The organism is Afipia sp. GW821-FHT14H12 (assembly GCF_058803465.1).
The window spans coordinates 396546-420714 of sequence record NZ_JBXAOZ010000001.1 but is presented as its reverse complement, the minus strand read 5'-3'; the positions used below and the strand labels follow the sequence as shown (position 1 = coordinate 420714).

The following is a 24169-nucleotide window of genomic DNA, read 5'->3' as shown; positions in this document are numbered from 1 at the left end:
GCAGCCCTGCGGGTCGAAGCTGCGATGCAGTCGACAGCACGAGGCCAAGAGCGAGCAGGGTATCTCGGATCATGGTTCAACCTGCTGCAATGAAATCTCGAGTCCGGCGCCGCTGCGGTCTCCGTACAAAGGCGAGTGATTTAACGCCGCAAGGTATGCTTCGGCATATCGATCGGCCGTGAGCTGAAGACCGAACTCTCTTCGCACCAACTGCCCCGCACGCGCGGCCATCACACGCGCAGCCTCGCGCTCCCGCAAGACGCCCAGAATCCGTTCGGCAAGCGCATGCGGATCGCGTGGCGGCACCAGAAACCCGCTCCATCGATCCCTGACCACATCAGTGCATCCCGGCATCGTTGTCGCGACGATTGGAAGGTTTGCGAGCGCCGCCTCAAGCAGAGCGCGCGGCACGCCTTCGCGATACTCCGTCGGGAATGCAAAAACGTCGGAGAGCCTGAGAAGCGCGGGAATGTCCGATCTTTTCCCAGCCCAGATCACATAAGGCGCGTGACAGTCGATATCGGCTTGCGCGACGGCCGACGATCCTTCGCTGTCGCGAGGGCCTACAAGCAAAAAGCGCACGCCGGGGCGGACTTTGTTCACCAATGCGGCGGCGGCAAGAAGGGTAGGGATTCCCTTCTGGTGAGTCATTCGGGCCACTGTAATGACGACCTCAGCTTGACCGAGGTTCAGTTGCTGGCGAATTTCGGTTGATGAGGGGCCGTCGAGAACCGCCCGATCGAAAGATTCGATGTCGACACCTGAGCCCGGTATCAGCCGGAGCGAGCCTTGACCGATCATCCGGTGCCTTTCGAAAAAGGCCCGATCGTCGCTATTCTGAAATATCGTCATCGTGGTGAAGCGCGCCGCGATACGATGCAGCGTTGGAAATACCTGACGGAGCGTCAGGGTCATCGCAGAGCGTGATGAATATATCTGGCCAAGTCCGTTGATCGTGCGGATGGCATGAACATCCGGCAGGTGCCGTGCGGCAATCGGCACCAGCAGGTTCGGCTTGGTGTCGAAGCTTTGTGCAATATCGGGCCCGACTTTCGTGATGAGTCTCGTCAGCGCACGGATTGCGGACCTGTCGGCAAGCGGATTGATGAACCGGTCGAACCGAAACGGATGAAAATCGATGCCATGCCGGGTGAAGGGAGCAGGGTCGCCGGTTCCTGCCGCGGTGACGGCAAAGCCGCGCCTTCGGAGTGCGAGCAGGAATGGAATGCGCAGATTGTGATCTTCGCCGCCGATGCAGAGCAAATGAGGTTTTGTGTGGCGGCGGGCTGAAGGCTTGATGCTTTCCCTCCCCCCGTTCACCGATTTCAAATCGATTTTGATCCGGTGCTTAGAGTTGCGCGCTGGGCTCTCGGTATAGGAGGAGAATCCATCGGTCATCGGAGCGCACCTGCAACGCGGGGACTAGATCTTGCTGTCGCTACAGCCTTCGCTTCATCCGTAAAGGGCGGGGTTACCGATCAGATAAATGACTGCCGTTGGACAAAGATGGACCATGCTATCAGCAGGGGGACGGGCTGAGCGTGTGCATTACGGAGTACCCATATCGGGGTATGCAATGCAGCTTCGAGCTTCGATTGTGTGGGTTGATTGCAGGTTTTGCAGCAACGCCTGCTATTCAAACCACGAGCCAGGCTGGCCCAGAATGGGTGGTTGCCATCGCAACGAGCTCGGCGCGGTTCTTGATGGAGAGCTTGTGATAGATGTGATGCAAATGAAGCTTGATGGTGCCTTCGGAAATGTTCAGCCGGCGGGCGGCTTCTTTGTTTGAAATTCCTTCGGATATCTCATGCATGATTTCGCGCTCGCGCTCGGTCAGATATGAGAGCGGCTGACCCGGCGTCTCGACGCGCGCTGGCTTGTTTTGATGTCGCGAAGCGCTCATTGGATTGGGTGTGGAATTCGCGGGTGAATGACCGATGACGATCTGAGCCAGGCATCGCGCCACCGTTGATCCCTTGAGGGGCCATTCGTAACTGGTGATGACGGATATATCGTCAGGTTCGGACGATGCAGCGAGAAAAACCACGCGCGTAAAGAAACAGGCTGATGCGACCGCGGCGAGAATGTCTTGTTCCGGAATCTTGCTGGACATCAAGCGTTCGATGATCGCGATGTCGGGAGACCGGGCCCGCACCAGCCCGACGCATTCGGAAATGGTGGCGCAACTGGCGACGACTTCAAAATTGCCTTCGGCGTGCAGAAGATCGGCGAGGTTCTGCGTTCTGCGAAGTCAATGGATTGCGATTTGCAATAACGACCCGAACGCAACGCATGGCACACCTCTGAAATGGGTACCCCCCATTCAGTATTCACGTGGCCTAAGAGGCATATCCTCTGGCGCAATAGCGCAATAAGTGACGGTTTCACATCTACTTGCAGTGGGCAAGTCAAAAATCTGTAACAGATGAGGGGGGCTACCTCTTTCGGGGTAGGGATCGGGCCGTTGACCGTGGTCCCGGATCTGCCCGGCAAGTGTGCAAAGAGGAAAGGGGCTCCGTCTCGAAAAGCCCTGTCGCACATAACGAACGATATATATCGATACCGCGAATTGTCATTTACATTTCATAAAAGGATCACGGTCTGATCCATGTTGGAAGTTTGATCGGTGGCTGGGTTTTCAAAAAAATAAAAGCCAAGGCAGGAGCGGAGGATCGCGCGGTTGAATTGGATCTAGGATTTATATCCTGATCATTGACTGGCTGTTGTCCAATGGTGGCTTCGGAATGGGGACGGAGTCGATCAAAGGTCGGGGCGGTTATGGAGTCGAACATGCGTGCGACCGTCATTGTTGGATCGAACAATCTTTTCCGCGAAGGCCTTAGTCGTATTCTTGGAGCTGCGGACTTCAATGTTCTGGACGCAATCACGGGAGTGGACGACGCTGCTCTGGATGCCATGGTCGTACACGATTGCGCCCTGTTTATTCTCGATGCCGGCGATGGTTCGAATACCGTGCTTGATCAAATCAAGCTCATCAAGGCGCGGAATCCGATGTGGCGCGTCGTGGTGCTGGATAACAGCAATCAGTTGATCAATATCGCGTCCGTTTATCGCGCAGGCGTTAGCGCCTATCTGGCCAACGTCGCAACGTCGGTCGCTTTCATCAAGTTTCTGGAACTGGTGATGCTGGGTGAAACGATTTTGCCGGCTGCATTTCTTCCATTCGTGCTTGATCAGGCCAGCGATGACAATGGCGCCAGCTCTCATGTGAATGCGAACGAATGCAAGAGCGATCTGGAACAGCAGTTGATCGCAGCAGTTGGCGGCGCACCGATTCCGCAACTGTCGTTGCGGGAAAAAGTGGTGCTGCGCTGTATCATCGAAGGCGGATCGAACAAGATGATCGCGCGAAAGATCGCCATTTCGGAGGCGACTGTCAAAGTTCACGTCAAGTCGATCCTTCGCAAGATACGTGTCCATAGTCGCACGCAGGCCGCGATCTGGGGAATGAACAGCGGCTTCTCCCTTTGCCAGATCGAGAATGCGACCGTATCGCCTTCGATCGTGGCGCATTCACCAGAGCCTGGAAGCGTGGCGGCATTGCCGCCCGCACGGTGAGAAGAGCGGCTGCTGCCGTTCATGGCAGCTGCTCGCGAGAAAAGGAGCCGGGAACATTCTGAGGTTCGATTGAGAGGGGACGAGGCCGCCTTCAATTTCCGAATTCGCTGATTGGATCAACATGGGCGAGATGAACGTGCTGACGGCAAGAGGCGTGCTTTGTGTGGCGCTGCTATGGGGCGCGTCGCATGTCCCTGCACTGGCTGTCGATGATCTGGCGACGGCGCTTGTCCTTCCGACACTTCCCGCACCAAATATCGCCTATCTGCAAGAGGCAACGGACCTGGCGTTTGGCACGCGCGTGACTCGCGTGACGGATCCGGGTGGAAACATGCCCGGCGGTATTGTCTGTAAGCCCGCATACTGCACGCACAGATACTCAAGCTCCCAGGCCTGGAATGCCGATCAGAGCCTGTTGGTGATTTCGAACGGTTGCTCCGGGCTGTGTTTTCTCGACGGGCAGACTTACGTTCCGCTTTTTCATCGTTCGACGCCGGACGAATGCGAGTGGCATCCGACGGATTCGCGGCTGATGATCTGCGTCAGTCACCGCGCGATTTACACCTGGAATCCGCGAAGCGACGTCAAGACGATCGTTTTCGCAGGAGCTGGCTACCGCAATCTTCAATTCGGGCCCTACAAGGGCAACCCTTCACGGGATGGCAAAAGATTGGCTGTTCGCGCAACGGCAGCCGACGGAACCCTTGTGGCCTTTGCCTATGACATTCAAGACAAGACGAAGTTCGCGGATATCGATCTGACGAAACTGCCGGGCAAGAATGGCCATTGCTCGATCTCTCCATCGGGGCGTTACATTTTCTGCTCTCAGAAAATGCCTGGCGACATCGACCACGGATATGTGTTCGCGGTTGATGGCACGCAGCTCCAGTACTGGAGCGATCATCATCGCCCGGGCCATGGCGACATGACGATCGATGCGGATGGCAGCGACGTCTATGTCGGCATCAGCAAGGATTATCCGGACAAGTTTCACATCATCAAGCGGCGGTTGGTCGACGGCAAGGTTACGGATCTTGCGCCTTACGGAGAGGGGCAGCATGCCTCGCTGCGGAATATCAATCTGCCCGGATGGGTATTCCTGAGCTACGGCGGGAATTATGCCGAGATCGCTGCACACCGGAGTTGGGCGCCTTTCTATCAGGAGGTGGTTGCGCTTCGCATCGACGGGAGCGGAGAGGTGCGCCGGATCGCGCAGGTCCGTAATCCCAAGCATGATTATTGGAGCGAAACTCACGCATCGCCATCGCCCGACGGGTCGCAGGTCATCTGGTCCAGCAATTGGGGGCAGCCGGGTGGGCCGGTCGCGGATTACGTCACGCGGTTGTCTTGGCCAAAAGAGCTCTCGAAGCAGTCATCAATGCGTCAATGACCGCCAATACAGGAGTGGCATCATGTCGACGGTTCGATTGTCAATGGAAACCGGCTCCCCTCGTCCTCGCAAGATTGCGCGCCTCTCCTGTTTCGGGCTGCTGCTGTTCGCAGCGGCCATGTTGTGCGCGGCCTCTCCAGCGAAGGCCGATTACCGGCTGCATGTCGGCGATGTGATCGAAATTTCGGTGGCGAGAGCGCCGGAACTCAAGCAGCGCGTTCCCGTGCAGTTGGATGGCTCGATCTCGTTTCCGATGATGGGCAATCTTCCCGTCGCGGGTCTTACGCCTGCGGAAGCGCAATCCAGAATTCAAGCGATCCTTGCGACCAAGGTCTTCCGTCAGCGGCTTTCGGATGGACGTGACAATGAGATCATGATCGACCATGACGAGGTGACGGCGACCGTGGTGGAATATCGGCCGATCTACGTCAACGGCGACGTTTCCAAGCCGGGTGAGTATGCCTACAGGCCGCTGATGACGGTCCGGCAAGCCGTCGCTCTATCGGGCGGCTACGAGCTGATGCGCTATCGGATGCAGAATCCGGTTCTCGAGGCCGCGGACCTGAGAGCCGAGTATGAATCCCTGTGGGCAGAGTTCGCCAAAGAGCAAGCTCTTGTCTGGCGTTTGAAGACGGAACTTGGAGAAGACAAGCACCTCAATCAAAGCAGCCTCAAAGATTTGCCTTTGAAGCAATCGACGATTTCTGAAATCGTGCATGTCGAGGCGGAGCAGTTGAAGGCCCGTCAGGCGGATTACGACAGTCAAAAGGCATTCCTGCAACGCGCAATCGCACTGGGGGACAAGCAGGTTGATGTCCTGACGGAGCAGCAAAAACAGGATGACCAGGGCGCGCAGGCCGACATAGACGAACTGCAAAGGGCTCTGGAATTTTATGGCAAAGGCGCTCTTCCAAGCCCGCGCGTTGCGGATTCCCGGCGCGCGGTGTTGATGTCCTCGACACGAAAGCTGCAGACGTCAGCTCAATTGATGCAGATCAAGCAGCAGCAGAGCGACTTCACGCGGCAGCTCGGCAAGCTCGACGATCACCGCAAGATGGATCTGCTGAAGGATCTGCAGGATGCCAATGTCAAACTCGCCGAGGTCCGGGCGAAGCTGCAGAGCACGTCGGAGAAGCTGCAATATGCAACACTTGTCCGGTCGCAATTCGTCCGTGGCGGCGGCCAGCCCGAGATTGTCGTCATCAGGATGGACGAAAAAGGCCAGACCCGCATTCGTGCGAACGAAGAGTCTGAACTTCAGCCCGGAGATGTTGTCGAGGTCACTCTGCGGCCGGGCCAGACCGATGATCAGCGTGAGCCATAACCGCGTGCGGCGACCGCATTACCGCTCTCGCAGAATGTCGTGCTTGTAACGGGCGAGCGGGGACAGCAGATAGCTGATGATACGTCGCGACCCTGTCCTGATTTCGGCCGTCACGGCCATGCCGGGAGAGAGCGGGATCAGCTTGTCGTCGATCTGCATCTGCGTGCGGTCGAGTGCGATCCGGGCCGCATAGGTGAGCTCCTGATTTTTAGGCTCGGTTGCCGGACTTTCCGGCTGCATCGGCTGCTCGCGCGATTTCTCGGGGGTAATGGCGTCGCGCGAGACGCTGATGATGTGTCCATGAAGCAGGCCGTAGCGTGTGAAGTTGAAGGTATCGACCTTGATCTCGGCAGTCTGTCCGGGGAATACGAAACCGATATCCCGGTTGGACACCATGGCTTCGATTTCAACGCCGCCGTCGGTCGCCACGATCACGGCGATGGATTGCGCCGGCGTCACGACACCGCCGATGGTGTGCACCGCCAGTTGCTGCACGACGCCGTCGATCGGAGCAGTCAGAATTTGAAGCTTGGCCTTCTGCTTGGCCTTGATGACGTCTTGCCTGAGGCCTCCCGCCTTCTGTTCTGCTTTTGAGAGATCATCGAGCAGGGTGCGGCGGTATTCTGCTTTCGCGCGAGTTTGCGTCTCGTCGAGCGCGGCAATCGCCGCATCCGCTTCCTGTTCTCTGCTTTTCTGAACAAGCGTCTCGTGCTGCTGACCGACGAGATCCTGTAACTCGGACAGATAAGTGATCTTCGAGCCAAGCTTGTTCTCGTAGAGATATTCCCGCATCTTTGTCCGCTCCTCGAGCAGGGGAATGGTGGCCTCCAGCTTGGCGATGTTGGCGGCGATGGTGTCACGTTCCGCCCGTTTCTGTGCGATCTGGCGGCCGATCTCGGCGATCTTCGCGCGATGTTCCTGGGTCTGCGAGATCAGATACTGACGCTGCGTTTCGACGAGCTCTTTGGTTGCGTCCTGCGGTGGCGTGAAGCTGTCGGCCGGATTGTCGTGGTTTGCGAGGGCGGCCCGAAGCCGCGCGACATCGAGCTCGGCGGCGATTAGGTCGATTTCCATATGTTTGACGTCGGCTGCATTGATCGTGGGATCGAGCTCGATCAGGACATCGCCTGCTTTGACGGTCGAGCCGTCATGGATGTGAATGGCACGGACTACGCCTGCCTCGAATGGTTGGATAATCTTTGTGCGGCCGTTGGGAATAATCTTGCCCGGCGCGACGGCGACGATATCGACGGTGCCGAGAGACGCCCATAGCAGTGCTACCCCGAAAAGCGCGATGATCGCCGCACCGAGCACGCGCGCGGTGGGCGAGGCCGGGGTCTCGATGATTTCAAGCGCTGCTGGTAGGAACGCCGTCTCGTATTGGCGAGAAGGTGTCCGGCGTTCCGGGAACGGTATGATTTTTCTGACGGAGGTCATGGAGTCCCGCCTGTATGTCATGGAGGCTGGCATAGCGCCCGTTGTTCCGCATCAGTTCGTCATGCGTTCCATCCTCGATCAGACGCCCCCGCTCAAGCGTGAGGATGCGATCGGCGCGGCGAACCGTTGAAAGACGGTGGGCGATGACGATGGCCGTGCGTTTCTCGCAGATGCGACGCATGTTGTACTGGATGATCCGTTCGCTCTCGTAGTCGAGCGCGCTCGTCGCTTCGTCAAAAATCAGGATGCGCGGGTCGGTAACGAGCGCACGAGCAATCGCGATCCGCTGCCGTTGCCCGCCTGACAGGCTACAGCCGCGTTCGCCGACCAGCGTGTCGTAGCCTTCGGGAAGCTGAAGAATGAATTCATGCGCACCGGCAAGCGTGGCCGCATGAACGATCTGATCCATGGACATGGCCGGATCGGCGAGCGCGATATTGTCGCGCACGGAGCGATTGAACAGCATGTCTTCCTGCAGAACGACCCCGACCTGGCGGCGCAGCCATGCGGTGTCGACCATCGCGAGATCGACGCCGTCCACAAGCACGCGGCCGCCCTCCGGCACATAGAGGCGCTGGATGAGTTTGGCGAGCGTGCTCTTGCCCGATCCGGACGGTCCGACGATTCCGACAACCTGACCGGCTGGTATGTGGAACTGTACGTCGTGCAGAATCGTCGGCCCGTCGATGCGGTAATGGAAGTCCACATGCTCGAAGGTGATCTCACCACGGATCGGCGGCAGCGCGGCGCGATGAGGAATGCCCGCCGATTCCGGACGGGTATTCAGGATGTCGCCGAGTCGTTCGATCGAGAGACGAGCCTGATGGAAATCCTGCCAAACCTGGGCAAGACGCAGCACCGGCACATTGACCCGGCTCGCGAGCATATTGAAGGCAACAAGCTCGCCGACGGTTAAATTGCCCTCAATGACAAGCTTGGCACCCAGAAACAGGACGGCGGCAGTGACAAGCTTGCTGATGCACTGGACCGCCTGGCTTGCGACATTGCCAAGGTTCAGCACGCGAAAACTCGCGGTGACGTAACTTGCGAGTTGCTCTTCCCAGTGACGCTGCATCTGGGGCTCGACGGCCATCGCCTTTAGCGTTTCCATGCCGACGATGCTCTCGACCAGAAAAGCCTGATTCTCCGCGCCGCGCTTGAATTTTTCATCTAGGCCTCGACGGAAGAGCGGTGTCGCGGCGACCGAAATGGCGATGTAAAACGGAAAAGCGCCGAGCACGATCCATGTCAGCAGCGGTGAATAGACGAACATCACGATCAGGAAGATGCATGTGAAAGCGAGGTCGATGATCAGGGAGAGCGCCGAGCCGGTAAGAAAATTGCGGATATTCTCAAGTTCGCGCACGCGCGCGACTGAATCTCCGGCGCGACGGTTCTGGAAATAAGCGAGCGGCAGCGAGACGAGGTGCCGGAACAGCCGGGCGCCAAGCTCGACATCGATCCTGTTGGTGGTGTGGGCAAACAGATAGGTGCGGAGTGCGCTGAGAATCGCCTCGAACAGGGCGATCGCCACAAGGCCGATGACGAGGACCTGGAGCGTGTCGAGGCCGCGATGCACCAGCACCTTGTCGATCACAACCTGGAAGAACAGCGGTGTAACGAGGGAGAATATTTGCAGGAAAAAAGAGGCGACGAGCACCTCGCCCAGAAGCCTGCGGTATTTCCGGATTGCGCCGAGAAACCAGGTGATGTCGAACCGCCTTGAAAGATCGGAGAGTGTTGCACGGCGCGTCATCAGCACCAGGCGGCCATCCCAGAGCTCTTCGAACGCCACTTTGCTCATCACTTCCGGTCTTAGTCCCGGCGTCCGCTGAACCAGTACCTTGTCGTCGCAGGCGCTGCCCACGATCAGGAAGCTGCCGTCGACAAGCGCAGCGATTGCTGGAAGGGGCGTTCGCGTCAGGCGGGCCCAGCTCGTTCTGATGCTGCGCGCCTTGAGACCGACGCTGCGGGCACAGCGCAGCATCTCCATGATGCCGATTGCATCTGCGCCGACGTCATGTCGAACCTGCCCGGCATCGGCGGAGATGCCATTCATCCGAAGCAGCAGGACAAGAGCCAGAAGTCCTGAATCGTTTTGGGGCGTCATGCGGAGGTATTCCGGGTTTCAGGCTACGAAAAATGGCTGTGATGCGACGTGCCGAGAAATGGTTGTTCCTCCGGATTGAAATGCGTTGGCGTATCGTTGGTTGAGCCAAAGTTGTGACTGCCGGCGCCATGCAATCCTGCAGCCATGTATTGCTCCATCAGGGCCGTGAGGTGCTGGAATGAGGAATTGTGTTGATTCCAGTTGCTCCAGGTCATGGCAGGAGAGGCCGGAGGGTCTGTGACGGTGATTGTTTGAGCCGCTGAAGTCGCGCTTTCTCCCGCCGTTGTGTTGCTTGCGGTGATGGTCAGCGTGTTCACCGGATGGTCCGTGCCGGCGTAGGACGATTGCAACGATAGGCCGCTGTTGACCTCGGCTGCCGTCAGCGTGACGGAGCTGCCGCTGAAGGTTTGTTTGTCGAGAGTGTCGGTGATGGTCTCATAACTTGTCAGTCCGCCGATTGCGACGGTGACCGTGTCGTCGGCGTCGAATCCGGCCACGCTGATCGGCAGCGTCGCCGAGGATCCGGCGTTCACGGTCAGAGCGGTGCTGCCGAGCGTAAGTGTCGGAGTTTCCAGCGACGGCTGAATGCTGATTTCAGTGACGGATGTTTGCCACCATCCGTTCGCGACATATTCGTTTGAAACCCAAAATCCATGCGCGTTGTTCGGATCGGCAATCGTCGTTGAATTAATGCCCCAGCGCTGGACGCTGGATCCGTTGCCTGAATTGAAGAAGCCGGAACTGGCCTGATACAGAATCGGCGCGCTGAACGAGCCCGCCCCGTTGCCTGCCGACTGGTAGACATAATAGTCCGAAGGATACATGTTCGCACCGCTGGCGGTGAAATTGATGAGGACATCACCGGCACCGTCCACGGCGATCGAACCATTAAATGTCGCGACATTGGCGCCGAGCGAAGCGCCTGAAATGTCGCCTTGCGCTACCAGCGTCGGACTGTTCGGGTTGCTGACGTCGATCTTGAACCAGTGAACCAGCGGGACGCTCGATCCGATCGGTTTTTCTTCGGTGATGCCGTAGAGAAAGCCGTTGGAATAAGCGAGGTTCTGAACGCGTTTGTCCGTTGCATCCAGCAGCAGACTCGTTCCGAGTTGCTGTGCGGTATAGGACCCGCCCTGATCGATCTTGCCGAGTCCGATTGTGCTCACCGCTCCGAATGTGTTGGTGGCTACATTGTAGGCCTGCAGGGTCACCACGATCTGGCCGCCGGTCGAATAACTGCTGGCGTAATAGGTGTAGCCGTTGCCGCCGGCCACGACGCGATAGATGCCCTGGCTCGGGGAGGTAACCTCACTCGCCGTGACGGTCATTGTCCCGCCGTTGTAGATGCCGCCGCCTGCGCCCACGATATCACCGATGACCCAGACGGCGGTGCCTTGCCAGCCGCCGCCGCTGACATTGTACTGCGGCGCGGTGATATAGATGTTGGTGCCGTCCACGGAAACCACGGGTGTATCCGAACTGGTCAGACTTCCGTTGAGGGTGAGCGAAGTGTTCAGCGAGGCGAAATACCAACCGTCATTTGGGTTGGAGTCCTTGGAGACTGCGATATCGATATTGCTGACGGTCCCGTTGGAACCGATGTTATCCATGGTGACGATGTAGCGCCCGTTCACGCTGTCGTAGGCGATGCGTGGATCGAACAGGGCGTTGGTTGCCGTCGATCCCAAAGACTTGAAGAACTGGTAGACCGACTGGGTCGTCGAAGCACCGCCGGTCAGGTTGCTCCATTCGATCTTTGAGCCTTCCGCCATCACGATATAGTTGGACCCGACGGCGAGCGCATTGTGCGGCGGATAACTTGACGGATCGGAGATGCCGGAGAATTGCGTCTCGATCTCCGACGTGACAGCTGGCGGGTTCACCGCGGAGAAATTTATGACCGGCGCGCTGGTGTCGTTAGTGGTCAAGCCCGGCAGCCCGTAGATGTCTTCGATGGTATGCAGCAGGCTGTAGTGATTGAGAGCCTGGGTGTTTTCCCCGACGGGAATTCCGTCTCCGACAATGATTGTGGGGATCTGATTGCTGGAGCTGCTGTCACTCTCGTCAAAGGTAACGATCAGCAGACTGTTATTGGCCTGCGCCCAGGCCGCATACGCACTGAGGTTATCCGACAGCCACTGGTCACCTTGAGCGACGGTGCCGTCGTGCATGTCGTCGTTCAAATTCGGTATGACGAACGAGACGGTCGGCAACTGGTTGAAGTCTGTCGGAAACTGACTGAAGCTTTGACCCAGATTTTGTGAGTCGCCGAAGCTCTCCCAGGGATCGTGGGATCGGGTGGAGCTACTCTCGGCATAACCTGTAAAGGTGTAGCCGGCTTGTATCAGTTCGCCGGCAAGCGTCGGGGCATTCGGGAAGAAGTAGATTCCATCGTCGGTGACGCCCTGGGTGGAGCCGGAAAACAATGCGAGATAATTCGGCTCGCTCGGATGTGTCACCGCGGAGTAGCTAGTGAAAAGGGTGCCGCTTGCCACCAGTGAATTGATGAAAGGCGCGGCCGCATTGCCGATAACGTCGCTGTAATTCTTGTTCTCGTCTATCACCACAACGATATGGTCATAAGTGGGAGCTGTCACGGTCACGGAGTATGGCGCGGACGCCGTACTGACGTTTCCGGCAACATCGGCTGCCTTCGCCGTAATATTGTGATTTCCGATGGCGAGCACCGATGTCGTGATGCTGAACGCGCCGGTCGTGGCATTGGCGGTGCCTGTGCCGATGATTGTGGTGCCGTTGGTGTCGTACAATGTTACAGCGCTGCCAGGCGCGGCTGATCCATCAATCTCGATTTTTGTGGAACTGGTGATGCCGTCGCCCTTGGTGCCGCTGTCGGTGGACGTGTCGAGACTCAGTCCGGTGGGCGCTCCAGGGGCGGTCGTGTCGATTGTTATCGTCGTGGCGGCCGATGCAATGCTCGTATTGCCTGCCAAATCTGTCGATTTTGCCGTGATGGTATGCGTTCCGGCCGCCAGCGCTGCCGTGGTGATCGCGAAGGCCCCGGTCGTGGCGTCGGCGATTCCCGTACCGAGCACGGTCGTTCCATTGCTGTCATATAGCGTCACGGTGCTGCCGGGCTCCGCCGAGCCGTCGATCTTCACTTGCGTGGCGTTGGTGATTCCATCGCCCTTCGTCCCGCTGTCAGTCGTTGTGTCGAGTGAAAGCGCGGTGGGCGCGGCAGGTGTGGCGGTGTCGATCTGCAAAATGCCGGCTGGATTATAGTTTGCTGCGCCGGATAGATCGGCATTGTTGCCGAGCTGATCCCGAATTGTCGCGCCGTTCAGGTTCGCGGACGATATTGAGAGATCTGACGTGTTCTGGCCCGACGCGACGACATAGCTGAAGGTCAGGGCGCTGCTGCCGGAGCCGCCGACATAGGTCGCCGTGCCCCCGTCATTGAGTGTCAGCGTCGGCGCGCCGCCAGTTGTGTTGACAGTGACTGCGCTGCTGAAAGTGACGGTGAGCGTCACGGCCTTGCCGGCATTCAGGTCACCGCTGCCGTTGGTGACGCCTGTGCCGGAGACTGCGATCAACGAAATCGTTGGATTGGTCGTCGTCCCGACCTCGATCTGCGAGACGGCGGTTTGCCACCATCCACTCGCGACGTATTCGTTGGATATCCAGAACGCGTTCGGATTGTTGGGGTCGGGGATGGCTGTCGAGTAGGCGCCCCAGCGCTGCACGCTTGAGCCATTGCCCGAGTTGAAGAATCCGGTGCTCGCCTGATAGAGGATGGGTGAGCTGAAGCTTCCGGCCGGCGCCGAGGCGGCCGCGTAGACATAATAGTCCGAGGGATACATGTTCGGGCCGCTGGCGGTGAAATTGATAAGGACGTCACCAGCGCCATCCACGGCCAGAGAGCCGTTGAAGGTGGCTACGTTAGTCCCGAGCGATGTACCGGATATATCCCCTTGGGCAACCAGGGTCGGGCTGTTCGGGTTGCTGACATCAATCTTGAACCAATGAACGAGCGGCACGCTGGAGCCGATCGGCTTCAGTTCGCCGACGCCCCACAGAAAGCCGTTGGCATATTGAAGGCTCTGAATGCGCTTGTCGCCGGCGTCGAGCAGCAGCGTGGTGCCTTGCTGCTGAGCCGTATAGGAGCCGCCCTGGTCGATATTGCCAAGCGTAATGGTCGTCGAAGGGCCGAATGTGCCGGTGGCCGTATTATAGGCCTGCACGACAGCGACGATCTGGCTGCCCGTCGAATAGTCGCACGCGTAATAGGTCGTTCCGCTGCTGCCTGTCGCGACGGTGAAAATACCCTGGTTCGATGGGGTAATCTGGTTGGCGACGACCGTCATTGTGCCGCCGTTATCGAGGCCGCCCCCGGCGCCGGCCGTCTTTCCGATCACCCACGTCTCGGTTCCTGCGTATCCCGAAACATTGACGTTATATTGTGGGGCCGTGATGTAGATGTTGCTGCCATCGACGGTGATGGATGGCCGATCGGATGAGGTCAGTTGACCGTTGATGGTCAGTGAGGTGTTGAGCGACGCGAAATACCAGCCATCGTTTGGGTTGGAGTCTTTCGAGACTGCAATGTCGATATTGCTGACGGCCCCGTTGGAGCCGATGTTCTCCATGATAATGATAAAACGGCCACTGGCGCTGTCGTAGATACAGCGCGGGTCGTAGAGCGAATTGGTCGCCGTCGCTCCAAGCGATGAGAAGAAGCTATAGACGGATTGTATCGTGGCGGCTCCGCCGGTGAGATTTGTCCACTCGATCCGGGAGCCTTCGGCCATCACGATGTTGTTTGGGCCGACCGCGAGGCCGTTGTGCGGCGGATAGCTCGATGTGTTCGAGATCCCGGAAAAGAGCGTATCTATTTTTGAGGTCGTGCTCATGTGACGCTCCCGCATTCAGCCCGTTAGCGAGTCTCCGGTATTGTCATCGATTGTCGAAATATGAAGCTATGTGGCGACGTGACCTTCTTCCGAGACAGGGTCTTGAAGTTCTGAGGCAATACCCAGCATCTTCGGGATGTGACCGGTGATGAGCAAACAGACTGTCGCCAGAATGATGCGCAGGTCATTGGTCGCGCTGATCTCGCGGCTGTAGCGCTCATAATAGCCGAACTTGATCGGAAGGATTTTGTATCGGTAGATCGCCACCGGATCCTTGTCCTGATCGAGCAGATCGCTCTCGTTGCGAAACAGTATCGCGGCGTAGTCGGTCATTCCGGGGCGCATCGAAAGAAGGATCGCGCGCTGCGCGGGTGAGAAGAATTCCATGAACTCCGGAACCTCGGGGCGGGGGCCGACCAGTGACATGTCGCCTGCGAGAACGTTGATGAGTTGCGGAAGCTCGTCGAGCTTTGTCCGCCTCAGGAACGCGCCAAGGCGGGTCACCCGCTTGTCCGCGCGCACGGTGAGAGGCGCGCCACGAGGTGCCTTTGTCGCCTTCATCGAGCGGAACTTGTAAATCCGGAACGGGTGGCCGTTCAGTCCGACCCGGATTTGTCGGAAGAATGCGGGCCCGGGCGTCTCCATCCGGATCATGATCGCGATAAGAACGAACAGTGGCGACAGCAGGATCAGTCCAAGCGCCGAACCGGCGACATCGATTGTGCGCTTGACCTTGAGTGTTGTGATGGGCGGGGCTGTGGCCGTGGTGTTGCTGTCGCAGGCGAGCATGGTGATTACTCCAGCAATTCCTGCAATGCGTGGGCCACCCGATCGACCTCTCCGTCGGTCATGGTGGGGAAGAGCGGCAACGACAGCGCCCCGGTGAAATAGCGATCGGCTTGAGGAAACTCATCCGGCCTGAAGGCATAGCGCTTCTGCCAGTAGGTCATCTGGTGAAGCGGCCGGTAATGCACCGATGTGCCGATGCCCTGTGCGGTCAAGGCCGCGATCACCTCGTCGCGGGTGAGGCGCGCGGTTTCATGGAGCCGAATCGGAAACAGATGCCAGGAATGAAGGCTTCCCGCAGGAGCCGGTGCGGGGCAATCGAGCGGCAGATCGACGAGCTTTTTCAGATAACGCTCGGCGGCGTGTTGACGCCCGGATTGCAGGCTGTTGGCGCGGCCAAGCTGAACCACGCCGACGGCGGCGGCGACGTCGGTGAGGTTGTATTTGAATCCCGGTGACACGACGTCGTATGCCCAGGAGGCTCCGACCTTGCTGAAGCGGTCGAACGCATCGCGGTTGAGTCCATGGGTACGCATGACGCGCGCACGGGCGGCGATCTCCGGGTTGCGGGTTACGATCATGCCGCCTTCGCCGGTCGTGATCGGCTTGGTGGCGTAGAAGCTGAATACGCAGGCATCCGATTCCGACGTGCCGACCGGATGGCCGGAGCGGTGCGCCGGCATCGCGTGTGCTGCATCCTCGATAACCTTGAGATGATGGCGGCGGGCGAAGTCGAGCACCGCGGCTATGTCGCAGGGAAAGCCGCCGAAATGGACCGGAATAATCGCCTTGCAGCGTGGCGTGATGCGCCGCGCCGCGTCATCGAGATCGATTGTGCGCGTTTCCGGATCGACATCGACGAAGACAACCTCTGCGCCAAGGTAGCGTATCACCGAAGCGGTGGCGGTGAATGTCAGGGTCGGCACCAGCACTTCGTCGCCGGGGCCGATCCCGCAAGCTTCTGCGGCGAGGTGGAGCCCGGCTGTTGCCGAGTTGACCGCCACAGCCTCCACGCCGTTCCCGAGAAAGCTTGCGAATTTCTGTTCGAACTCGCGCGCCTTGGCCCCGGTGGTCAACCATCCCGAGCGAAGCACGGCGGTTACGGCTTCGATCTCGTCTTCGGTGATAACGGGGCGAAAGAAGGGGATGTTTGCCGGAGGCGCGTGCAACTTAGGTTGATCGGATGGAACGGCGAGCGGCAGCCTGCCAATCTTTGCAGTGCGGACGTCCTGTGCCTCCTGATACCGCATGGCGAGGCCCTCTAAGCCGCAGCAGCCTGTCTCGGCCCGTGACTGGGCGCGAGATGATCGATGCTCATATATTCGGTTTCCCAACCGGTGATCTTGAAGCTGCCGAAGCTCTGGCTTCCGCATTCCTTCAGATAGAGAACATTGCTGTAGGTCGGCAGAGAGTAGTGTCCGACCTGATTCGTGCGCACGACAGCGATGACTTGCGCGATTCCACTCTCCAGCGTCCATGACGGTTCGAATCCGAGCTGGCTGCGGATCTTCGCGAACGACACATGGTAGTTACGCTTGTCGACCGTGCCGTCATCGGAAACGATCTTGGCGTCCGGCACCTGTGCCTTGATGAGCGCCGCGAGCTGGCCGAGTGTATAGTTCTGGGCGTCACTGCCTACGTTGAAGACCTCGCCCGCAACGCACGCCACCGGAGCGGTGAGCGTCGTGACGATAGCCTTCGCCACATCGTCGACATGGATGAACGGCCGCCATTGGTCTGGCCCAAAAACGGTGATGACGCCGTCGCGGACGGCCTTCGCACAAAGTAGGTTGGCCACAAGGTCGAACCGCGTGCGCCCAGAAATGCCGTAAACCGTGGCGAAGCGCAGACACGTCACGGCGAAATCGTCGCTATGCAGCGTACCGAGCAAGGCTTCGGACGCAACCTTGCTGCGGGCATAGAGCGACTGGGGATTGAAGTGAGACGTTTCGTCCACGGTCTCGTCGCAGGCGCCATAGACCGAGCACGAGCTTGCAAAGATGAAGCGTTTCGCGCCGCATGCCTTGGCGATCTCGCCGACGAGTTTGGTTGCGGTTACATTGATGTCGATAGTGAGTTCCGGATCGACGGCGCACGCCGGGTCGCCGACGAGTCCGCCGAGATGGATCACGACGCCCATGCCGCTCATAGCTCGGGTGAGGGCCTCGATGTGGCGGAAGTCCTCCCGGATGACCGTCAGTCCCGGATGCCCGGCAACGCGCGCGAGTGGTTCGTCGCCGTAATGCAGCGCGTCGAGAACCGTCACATGCTTGCCAAGGTTCAGCAGTTTTTCAACGAGCGCGGAACCGATATAGCCGGCGCCGCCGATCACCAGAACGCGCGACTCATCGGGCTCGCGATGTTCGGCCGGATAGCTGATCTCGTGATCTTCCGAACGCAGGACGAACGAGATAATGCGCGCGAGGCAGGCGAGCAACGCTGCGCCCGAGAACGATGTCAGTAAAATGCGCGGCGTGACACCAGAGGAATCCGGTACGAACATATGAGCGGCTGCTGCAAGGATCAGCAGCACGAGGTTGATGCGTATGATGCGGCTGATTTTTGTCGCAAGGGAATAGCCGTGCGGGCATGTGTAGAGCCCCGCATCCGCATAAGCGACGAAGGTGAGCAGCGAGAAAATACCCAGGAACGGAAAGATATGTTTCGATTGATAGGCGAGGAGAGCGGCGTAACTTCGATCTTCGATGAAGAACCAGCCAATCAGAAACGCTGTCCATAATGAGCCGATATCTACTGCAACGCGCAGGACAGAACCTGTGGTGGGACGTAATGCAAGGAGAAGCTTGAAAGAAATCAATCGCTGCAACAAAGCCATACGCGTTACTCCGGGCAGATGAACCACGGCGTTGACTCGACGCAATCGGGCACGGGATATTGCAAGGAGAGAAGCGGCCAGTGTGAATCAAGATGATCACAGCCGTCGTTCCCCTCCGGAGGAGTTTCTTATTGTTTTGATGCCTCTCCGCTGTTCCTGATGCTCGGACAATCGGCCGGATGACGACTATAGCGCAGCCGCAACTGCTGGCTGAGGACTAAACTGGATTACCACCACGAACGGTGCGATTGGGCGGCGAACGCGGGCTGAGTACTTACAAGTGGGTAGGCCGTACGACAATGTTATGTGCGACGGCAGATCGGCGGCGATCTGCATCGTTTCCTGTTGAAGTCGTTCTGCGGAGCTTTCGGGAGATGTTTTGCGCTATCGGCTGCGAAGAAATCGAGTCGCACGTGCGTTGGTGGCGACGAGTCTTGTCATGCCTGCGGATGGCGACCGGTAAATAAAAATAACTTACTGAATAAATTCAAATTTCTGGCTTGGTGAGGCGCTGGCGGACAGTCGGGAATGCTATGAAAATTCTGGTCTCGCCGGTTTGCAACCAGACAAAAAGATTCAGCCGAATTGTTCTGGATCATTTCCGCGCTCTGGGAGGATAACCAAGCTACGAAGTATGAGCCCGGCCGTTCGCCAGGCGAGCAGCTAGGCCATGGAACAACCTTTTTTCACCATCGGACATTCGACCAGGACGATCGAAGAGTTTGTCGAACTGCTGAAGGAATCCGAGGTCGGGCTGGTGGTGGATGTGCGCACCATTCCGCGCTCGCGTACCAACCCGCAATATAATCGCGACACGCTGCCGGGAAGCCTTGGCGATTTCCAGATCGGCTACGAGCACATCGCCGAACTTGGCGGCCTGCGCGCCAAGAAAGGCATCGACCCTCAGGTCAACGGCTTCTGGCAGAACAAGAGCTTCCACAATTACGCCGACTACGCGCTGGGCGAAACTTTTCATCAAGGCTTCGTGCGGCTTCTCGAACTCGGCGCAGCGCCGCGCTGCGCCATCATGTGCGCTGAGGCGGTGTGGTGGAGATGTCACCGCCGCATCATCGCCGACTATCTGCTGGCGAGGGGCAGGCAGGTCTTCCACATCCTCGGCAAAGGGAATGTCGAGCCTGCGAAGATGACGCCCGGCGCCAAGGTGGGGCCGGATCACACCGTGCTTTATCCTCCCGGAGAATCGTCGGCAGGGATGAAGCGCGGATTGAAGAAAGAATGAGCCCGCCATGGATGACCTTGCTCTCGCCCGCGCCCTGCATGTCCTGGCTGTCGTGATCTGGATCGGCGGCGCCTCGATGGCGACGACGGTGTTCCTGCCGGCGTTGCGGCGCGGTGTGTTCGGCAAGGATATGCTCGCGACATTCGAAGCGGTCGAGCATCGCTTCATCTGGCAGGCACGCACCATGGTGCTCATCGTCGGTGTCAGCGGATTCTACATGCTGTGGAAGTTCGATCTCTGGGATCGCTTCCATTCAGCGTCGTTCTGGTGGATGCACGCGATGGTGTGCGTCTGGGCGCTGTTTGCCTTCGTGCTGTTCATCGGGGAGCCGTTCATTCTGAAGCCGCGCTTCCATCGCTGGGTGCATGCAAATCCCGATCTGACATTCCTCTGGGTGCAGCGCGCACATTGGGTGTTGGTGGGGCTGGCATGGATCACCGTGTTCGGCGCGGTCGCCGGCAGTCACGGCTGGTCGATCTTCTGAAAGGTCCCACTCACGGCACGATGTCGTGCCACTCCGAGAATGTCGCGGCCTGACCATGATGCGTCCCATCGGCATCGATCAGTTGCCAGACAATGGCGTTCTCAATCCGGAAGCGCCGGCCGGATTTCGCGATGCGGATGCCGGAATAGTCGGCGATAAAGCCGTCGCGGCTCACGCGATCGAGCAGCCTTTGCCGTTCGGCCCGCTCCGGCGCTTCGGCGGACAACCGCGAAGGCAGGCCGATCAGTTCATCCGCCGAATATTCGAAGCAGGCCTGCGCAATCTCATTGGCATAGATGAAGCGTGGATCGGCGCCGCCGTCATGGGCGAGCACGACGAATGGCGCCTGATGATAGAGCCATTCCGCCCCGGCTGAAGGAGCGGCCAGTTCGCGGTCCGTCAGGCGGCGGAAGCTACCGGTAATGAGATCGAAAAGTCGGAGATCCGCAGCAATGCGGCGGCCCACGGGCATACGAACTCCATCAAATATTGTGTTCAAGTATCGTGTCTCGGCACAGCGGAATGTCTGGGCCGCAATGCTCTCTGCATTTTACGGGATTGCATGCAATGCATCCATCGCTAGATTGGCGGGCCAGCCCGTGCCCTCCAATTGGATTTGCCCATGACCGTCCGTATCGTCGATATCCGCGAAGTCACCAAGCCGATCGCCTCGCCGATCCGCAACGCCTATATCGATTTCTCGAAAATGACATCGAGCCTCGTTGCGGTAGTCACCAATGTGGTGCGCGACGGCAAGACGGTGGTCGGTTACGGATTCAATTCCAATGGCCGTTACGGGCAGGGCGGGCTGATCCGCGAGCGTTTCGCGCAGCGTGTGCTGGAGGCCGATCCGAAAACATTGCTCGACGAGAGCGGCGACAATCTCGACCCGCATAAGGTGTGGGCGACGTTGATGACCAACGAGAAGCCCGGCGGTCACGGCGAGCGCTCGGTCGCGGTCGGCACCATCGACATGGCGGTGTGGGATGCGGTGGCGAAGATCGCGGGCAAGCCGCTGTTTCGCCTGCTCGCGGAGCGGCACAAGCGCGAGGCCAATCCGCGCGTGTTCGTCTATGCCGCCGGCGGTTACTATTATCCTGGCAAGGACAATTCGGCGCTGCGCGCGGAAATGCGCGGCTATCTCGATCGCGGCTATAATGTCGTGAAGATGAAGATCGGCGGTGCGCCGCTCGAGGAGGATCGCCAGCGCATCGAGGCCGTGCTCAAGGAGATTGGTAGCGGCGCGCAACTCGCCGTCGACGCCAATGGCCGTTTCGATTTGGAGACCGGCATCGCTTACGCCAAGATGCTGCGCGATTACCCGTTGTTCTGGTACGAAGAGGTCGGCGATCCGCTTGATTTCCAGTTGCAGGCGGCACTGGCCGAATTCTACCCGGGGCCGATGGCGACCGGCGAGAATCTGTTCAGCCATCAGGATGCGCGCAATTTGATCCGTTATGGCGGCATGCGGCCGGACCGCGACTGGCTGCAATTCGACTGCGCGCTGTCCTACGGCCTTGTCGAATATCTGCGCACGCTCGACATGCTGCACATCCATGGCTGGTCGCCGTCGCGCTGCATCCCGCATGGCGGGCACCAGATGTCGCTCAATATCGCGGCCGGCCTCGGCCTTGGCGGCAATGAGAGCTACCCCGACCTGTTCCAGCCCTATGGCGGTTTCCCGGACGGGGTGCGGGTCGAGAATGGCCACATCACCATGCCGGACCTGCCGGGCATCGGCTTCGAGGGCAAGTCCGATCTCTATAAAGAGATGAAGGCGCTGGCGTCATAACGCCGCGCCGATGGCGGCCAGGAACGCAATCAAAACCGCAATATCGTGGTCCGCAATTTAAAACCGTTCTAATCTGGTGCCCGATCAACCTCCATTGACTTGATCGAAATCGATCCTTGGGCCAGTTGATGTCCTAAGGACACCGCACATGAATAACGACCATAAGCCCAATGGCGGCAACGGAGCGATCTGCCTCGGCGAGACCCCGCGCGGCTTTCGCGGCCTGATCGAAACGATCACCGTGGCTGGCGATCATAATGGCGTGCCTGCGGCGGAGATCGAGCGTCGGCTGCTCGAACTTGGCTTCGTCGAGGGCGCGCGGGTCGAGGTGCTTCATGAAGGCCCGATTGCGGGCGATCCGATCGCCGTGCGTGTCGACAACAACACCATTGCCTTGCGCCGCCGCGAAGCGATGTCGATTTTCGTGGCCTGATCGGCAATGACCAGCATCACCGAGCTCCGGTCGTGGCGCTTCGCGCTGGTCGGCACTCCCAACAGCGGCAAGACCGCGCTGTTCAACGCACTGACCGGCAGCCGCCAGAAGGTCGCCAATTATCCTGGCGTGACGGTGGAGCGGAAGACCGGCACATTCCAGACGATGTCGGGCCATCGGATCGATCTGGTCGATCTGCCCGGCACCTATTCGTTACGTGGCCGCAGCCCGGACGAGGAAGTGACGCGCGACATGGTGCTTGGCCGCTTCGCGACCGAAGCACAGCCAGATCTGTTGTTGTGCGTGGCGGATGCCACCAATCTGCGCGTGGCGCTGCGCCTCGTCACCGAACTCAAGCGCGCCGGGCGGCCGATGCTGCTGGTCCTCAACATGATCGATATCGCCCGTCGCCGCGGCATCGAGATCGATCTGGGCAAACTGGAGGACGAACTCGGCATTCCGGTGGTCACCTCCACAGCTGTGCGCCGGGGTGGCACCGAGGAATTATTGCGCCGCCTCGATGAGCTTGCCGCCGACGGCGCGGGCAAGGCTGGTGAAAACAAATGGACCGCGCCGACTGCCGCCGACCTGCGCGCGGCGCAACGCGAGGCCGATCGCGTCATCAAGGCCGCCGTCAGCGAACCGGCGCGGCCTGACACGCTGACCAGTCGTATCGATGCGGTGCTGCTGCACCCGGTTGCGGGACTCATTATTCTATTAGCCGTGCTGTTCGTCATGTTCCAGGGCGTGTTCGCCTGGGCGCAGCCGATCATGGACCTGATCTCCGGCGGGTTCGATGTCCTCGGCAAGCTCGCTCATGATCTGCTGCCGGACGGGCTGTTGCAGAGCTTCATCCAGAAGGGCGTGATTGCAGGCGTTGGCAGCGTCATTGTGTTCCTGCCACAGATCATGATCCTGTTTCTGTTCATCCTGCTCCTGGAAGACCTCGGCTACATGGCGCGCGCGGCCTTCCTGATGGATCGCATCATGGGCGGCGCGGGCCTGCATGGGCGTGCATTCATTCCGCTGCTGTCGAGCTTCGCTTGCGCCATTCCAGGCATCATGGCGACGCGCGTGATCGACAACCGGCGCGACCGCCTCACCACCATCATGGTCGCGCCGCTGATGACATGCTCGGCGCGTATTCCGGTCTACACGCTTATTATCGGCGCATTCGTGCCGGATCGCACGGTCGGGGGCATAGTCGGATTGCAGGGCCTCGTGATGTTCGGCCTCTACACCATTGGCATTTTCAGCGCACTTGCGGTGTCCTTCGTCGCCAATCATTTCTTCTGGCGCGAGAGCGCGACGCCGCCCTTCATGCTCGAATTGCCCGACTACAAGCTGCCGCAACTGCGCAGCGTGGCGATGGCGCTCTACACCCGTGTGATGATGTTCCTCAAGCGCGCGGGCACCACAATCTTCTCGATGATGGTGGTGATCTGGTTCCTGGCGTCGTTCCCACGCGCGCCGGTGGGCGCGACCGAACCCGCCATCAATTACAGTCTGGCCTCCATCCTCGGACGCTGGATCGAGCCAGCATTGGCGCCGGTCGGTTTCAACTGGCAGATCAGCGTTGCGCTTATTCCCGGCATGGCAGCGCGGGAAGTCTCGGTCGCTTCACTCGGCACGATCTACGCCATCGGCGGTGGCGACGAGGCATCGGCGCAAATCGGTCAGGCGCTTGCCAACAACTGGAGCCTCGCTACCGCGCTCGCGTTCCTCGCCTGGTTTATCTTCGCCCCGCAATGCGCCTCGACGCTCGCGGTGATCCGGCGCGAGACCGGTGGCTGGCGCTGGATGTTCATCACCTTCTTCTACATGCTGGCGCTGGCCTATCTCGCAGCCTTTATCACCTTCCACACCGCCGTGGCGCTGGGCTGGGGCTAG

The 24169-nt window shown here is 59.2% G+C and carries 17 protein-coding genes and 1 pseudogene; 9 read left to right on the top strand and 9 right to left on the bottom strand.

The genetic code is table 11. The features are described from left to right. Positions 1–69: 69 nt before the first annotated feature. Positions 70–1398, bottom strand: a complete 1329-nt coding sequence (locus AC1RNA_RS02070) for a glycosyltransferase (RefSeq protein ID WP_492950044.1) — start codon at positions 1396–1398, stop codon at positions 70–72. A gap of 238 nt (positions 1399–1636) precedes the next feature. Then, complete coding sequence (locus AC1RNA_RS02065; RefSeq protein WP_492950043.1) at positions 1637–2113, bottom strand: response regulator transcription factor; 477 nt, start codon at positions 2111–2113, stop codon at positions 1637–1639. A 677-nt stretch (positions 2114–2790) separates the two neighbouring features. Here AC1RNA_RS02065 and AC1RNA_RS02060 point away from each other — a divergent pair. The 4 genes and pseudogenes from AC1RNA_RS02060 (at position 2791) to AC1RNA_RS02045 (ending at position 6293) form a co-directional block, all read left to right on the top strand. After that, on the top strand, positions 2791–3579 hold the full coding sequence (locus AC1RNA_RS02060; RefSeq protein ID WP_492950042.1) for a LuxR C-terminal-related transcriptional regulator: 789 nt from the start codon (positions 2791–2793) through the stop codon (positions 3577–3579). Between the two features lie 121 nt (positions 3580–3700). Beyond that, entirely contained in the window at positions 3701–4969 is a 1269-nt protein-coding gene (locus AC1RNA_RS02055) for a hypothetical protein (RefSeq protein WP_492950041.1), read from the top strand. 22 nt (positions 4970–4991) lie between these two features. Next, positions 4992–5237: pseudogene (locus AC1RNA_RS02050) on the top strand (polysaccharide biosynthesis/export family protein); the annotation flags it as partial. Positions 5238–5342: 105 nt separating this feature from the next. Next, positions 5343–6293 (top strand): HlyD family secretion protein, encoded by a 951-nt coding sequence (locus AC1RNA_RS02045; RefSeq protein WP_492951165.1) that lies wholly within the window; start codon positions 5343–5345, stop codon positions 6291–6293. Between the two features lie 18 nt (positions 6294–6311). On the opposite strand, the gene AC1RNA_RS02040 is transcribed toward AC1RNA_RS02045, so the two are convergent. The 6 genes from AC1RNA_RS02040 to AC1RNA_RS02015 form a co-directional block, all read right to left on the bottom strand. Next, a complete protein-coding gene (locus AC1RNA_RS02040; RefSeq protein ID WP_492950040.1) occupies positions 6312–7730 on the bottom strand; it encodes an HlyD family type I secretion periplasmic adaptor subunit in 1419 nt (472 codons plus the stop codon). After that, entirely contained in the window at positions 7642–9840 is a 2199-nt protein-coding gene (locus AC1RNA_RS02035; RefSeq protein ID WP_492950039.1) for a type I secretion system permease/ATPase, read from the bottom strand. The genes AC1RNA_RS02040 and AC1RNA_RS02035 overlap by 89 nt, the downstream gene beginning before the upstream one ends. Positions 9841–9863: 23 nt before the next feature. Then, a complete protein-coding gene (locus tag AC1RNA_RS02030; RefSeq protein WP_492950038.1) occupies positions 9864–14708 on the bottom strand; it encodes an alkaline phosphatase family protein in 4845 nt (1614 codons plus the stop codon). Positions 14709–14774: 66 nt separating this feature from the next. Beyond that, a complete protein-coding gene (locus tag AC1RNA_RS02025) occupies positions 14775–15497 on the bottom strand; it encodes a sugar transferase (protein WP_492950037.1) in 723 nt (240 codons plus the stop codon). 5 nt (positions 15498–15502) lie between these two features. Then, positions 15503–16744: a DegT/DnrJ/EryC1/StrS family aminotransferase gene (locus AC1RNA_RS02020; RefSeq protein ID WP_492950036.1), complete on the bottom strand. Its 1242-nt coding sequence runs from the start codon at positions 16742–16744 to the stop codon at positions 15503–15505. 11 nt (positions 16745–16755) lie between these two features. Next, positions 16756–18330, bottom strand: coding sequence for an NAD-dependent epimerase/dehydratase family protein (locus AC1RNA_RS02015; protein ID WP_492950035.1), 1575 nt, complete (start codon positions 18328–18330; stop codon positions 16756–16758). Between the two features lie 670 nt (positions 18331–19000). On the opposite strand from AC1RNA_RS02015, the gene AC1RNA_RS02010 reads away from it, so the two are divergent. Together AC1RNA_RS02010 and AC1RNA_RS02005 are read left to right on the top strand one after the other, a co-directional pair. Continuing rightward, a complete protein-coding gene (locus AC1RNA_RS02010; RefSeq protein WP_009339595.1) occupies positions 19001–19570 on the top strand; it encodes a DUF488 domain-containing protein in 570 nt (189 codons plus the stop codon). A 7-nt stretch (positions 19571–19577) separates the two neighbouring features. Continuing rightward, a complete protein-coding gene (locus tag AC1RNA_RS02005) occupies positions 19578–20054 on the top strand; it encodes a hypothetical protein (RefSeq protein WP_492950034.1) in 477 nt (158 codons plus the stop codon). Positions 20055–20064: 10 nt separating this feature from the next. Here AC1RNA_RS02005 and AC1RNA_RS02000 read toward each other — a convergent pair whose 3' ends face one another. Further along, complete coding sequence (locus tag AC1RNA_RS02000) at positions 20065–20526, bottom strand: MEKHLA domain-containing protein (RefSeq protein WP_492950033.1); 462 nt, start codon at positions 20524–20526, stop codon at positions 20065–20067. Positions 20527–20676: 150 nt separating this feature from the next. Here AC1RNA_RS02000 and AC1RNA_RS01995 point away from each other — a divergent pair, with 150 nt between their 5' ends. From AC1RNA_RS01995 to feoB, 3 genes are all read left to right on the top strand, one after another. Then, positions 20677–21846 carry a mandelate racemase/muconate lactonizing enzyme family protein gene (locus AC1RNA_RS01995; protein WP_492950032.1) on the top strand — a complete coding sequence of 390 codons (1170 nt, stop codon included), beginning with the start codon at positions 20677–20679 and terminating at the stop codon, positions 21844–21846. A 148-nt stretch (positions 21847–21994) separates the two neighbouring features. Then, positions 21995–22279, top strand: a complete 285-nt coding sequence (locus tag AC1RNA_RS01990) for a FeoA family protein (protein ID WP_492950031.1) — start codon at positions 21995–21997, stop codon at positions 22277–22279. Positions 22280–22285: 6 nt separating this feature from the next. Further along, positions 22286–24169 carry a ferrous iron transporter B gene (feoB, locus tag AC1RNA_RS01985; RefSeq protein WP_492950030.1) on the top strand — a complete coding sequence of 628 codons (1884 nt, stop codon included), beginning with the start codon at positions 22286–22288 and terminating at the stop codon, positions 24167–24169.

Excerpts from the sequence above, each read along its gene's own strand:
- AC1RNA_RS02070 (WP_492950044.1), bottom strand. The coding sequence starts at position 1,398 with ATGACCGATGGATTCTCCTCCTATACCGAGAGCCCAGCGCGCAACTCT.
- AC1RNA_RS02065 (WP_492950043.1), bottom strand. The coding sequence starts at position 2,113 with ATGTCCAGCAAGATTCCGGAACAAGACATTCTCGCCGCGGTCGCATCA.
- AC1RNA_RS02060 (WP_492950042.1), top strand. The coding sequence starts at position 2,791 with ATGCGTGCGACCGTCATTGTTGGATCGAACAATCTTTTCCGCGAAGGC.
- AC1RNA_RS02055 (WP_492950041.1), top strand. The coding sequence starts at position 3,701 with ATGGGCGAGATGAACGTGCTGACGGCAAGAGGCGTGCTTTGTGTGGCG.
- AC1RNA_RS02045 (WP_492951165.1), top strand. The coding sequence starts at position 5,343 with ATGATCGACCATGACGAGGTGACGGCGACCGTGGTGGAATATCGGCCG.
- AC1RNA_RS02040 (WP_492950040.1), bottom strand. The coding sequence starts at position 7,730 with ATGACCTCCGTCAGAAAAATCATACCGTTCCCGGAACGCCGGACACCT.
- AC1RNA_RS02035 (WP_492950039.1), bottom strand. The coding sequence starts at position 9,840 with ATGACGCCCCAAAACGATTCAGGACTTCTGGCTCTTGTCCTGCTGCTT.
- AC1RNA_RS02030 (WP_492950038.1), bottom strand. The coding sequence starts at position 14,708 with ATGAGCACGACCTCAAAAATAGATACGCTCTTTTCCGGGATCTCGAAC.
- AC1RNA_RS02025 (WP_492950037.1), bottom strand. The coding sequence starts at position 15,497 with ATGCTCGCCTGCGACAGCAACACCACGGCCACAGCCCCGCCCATCACA.
- AC1RNA_RS02020 (WP_492950036.1), bottom strand. The coding sequence starts at position 16,744 with ATGCGGTATCAGGAGGCACAGGACGTCCGCACTGCAAAGATTGGCAGG.
- AC1RNA_RS02015 (WP_492950035.1), bottom strand. The coding sequence starts at position 18,330 with ATGGCTTTGTTGCAGCGATTGATTTCTTTCAAGCTTCTCCTTGCATTA.
- AC1RNA_RS02010 (WP_009339595.1), top strand. The coding sequence starts at position 19,001 with ATGGAACAACCTTTTTTCACCATCGGACATTCGACCAGGACGATCGAA.
- AC1RNA_RS02005 (WP_492950034.1), top strand. The coding sequence starts at position 19,578 with ATGGATGACCTTGCTCTCGCCCGCGCCCTGCATGTCCTGGCTGTCGTG.
- AC1RNA_RS02000 (WP_492950033.1), bottom strand. The coding sequence starts at position 20,526 with ATGCCCGTGGGCCGCCGCATTGCTGCGGATCTCCGACTTTTCGATCTC.
- AC1RNA_RS01995 (WP_492950032.1), top strand. The coding sequence starts at position 20,677 with ATGACCGTCCGTATCGTCGATATCCGCGAAGTCACCAAGCCGATCGCC.
- AC1RNA_RS01990 (WP_492950031.1), top strand. The coding sequence starts at position 21,995 with ATGAATAACGACCATAAGCCCAATGGCGGCAACGGAGCGATCTGCCTC.
- feoB (WP_492950030.1), top strand. The coding sequence starts at position 22,286 with ATGACCAGCATCACCGAGCTCCGGTCGTGGCGCTTCGCGCTGGTCGGC.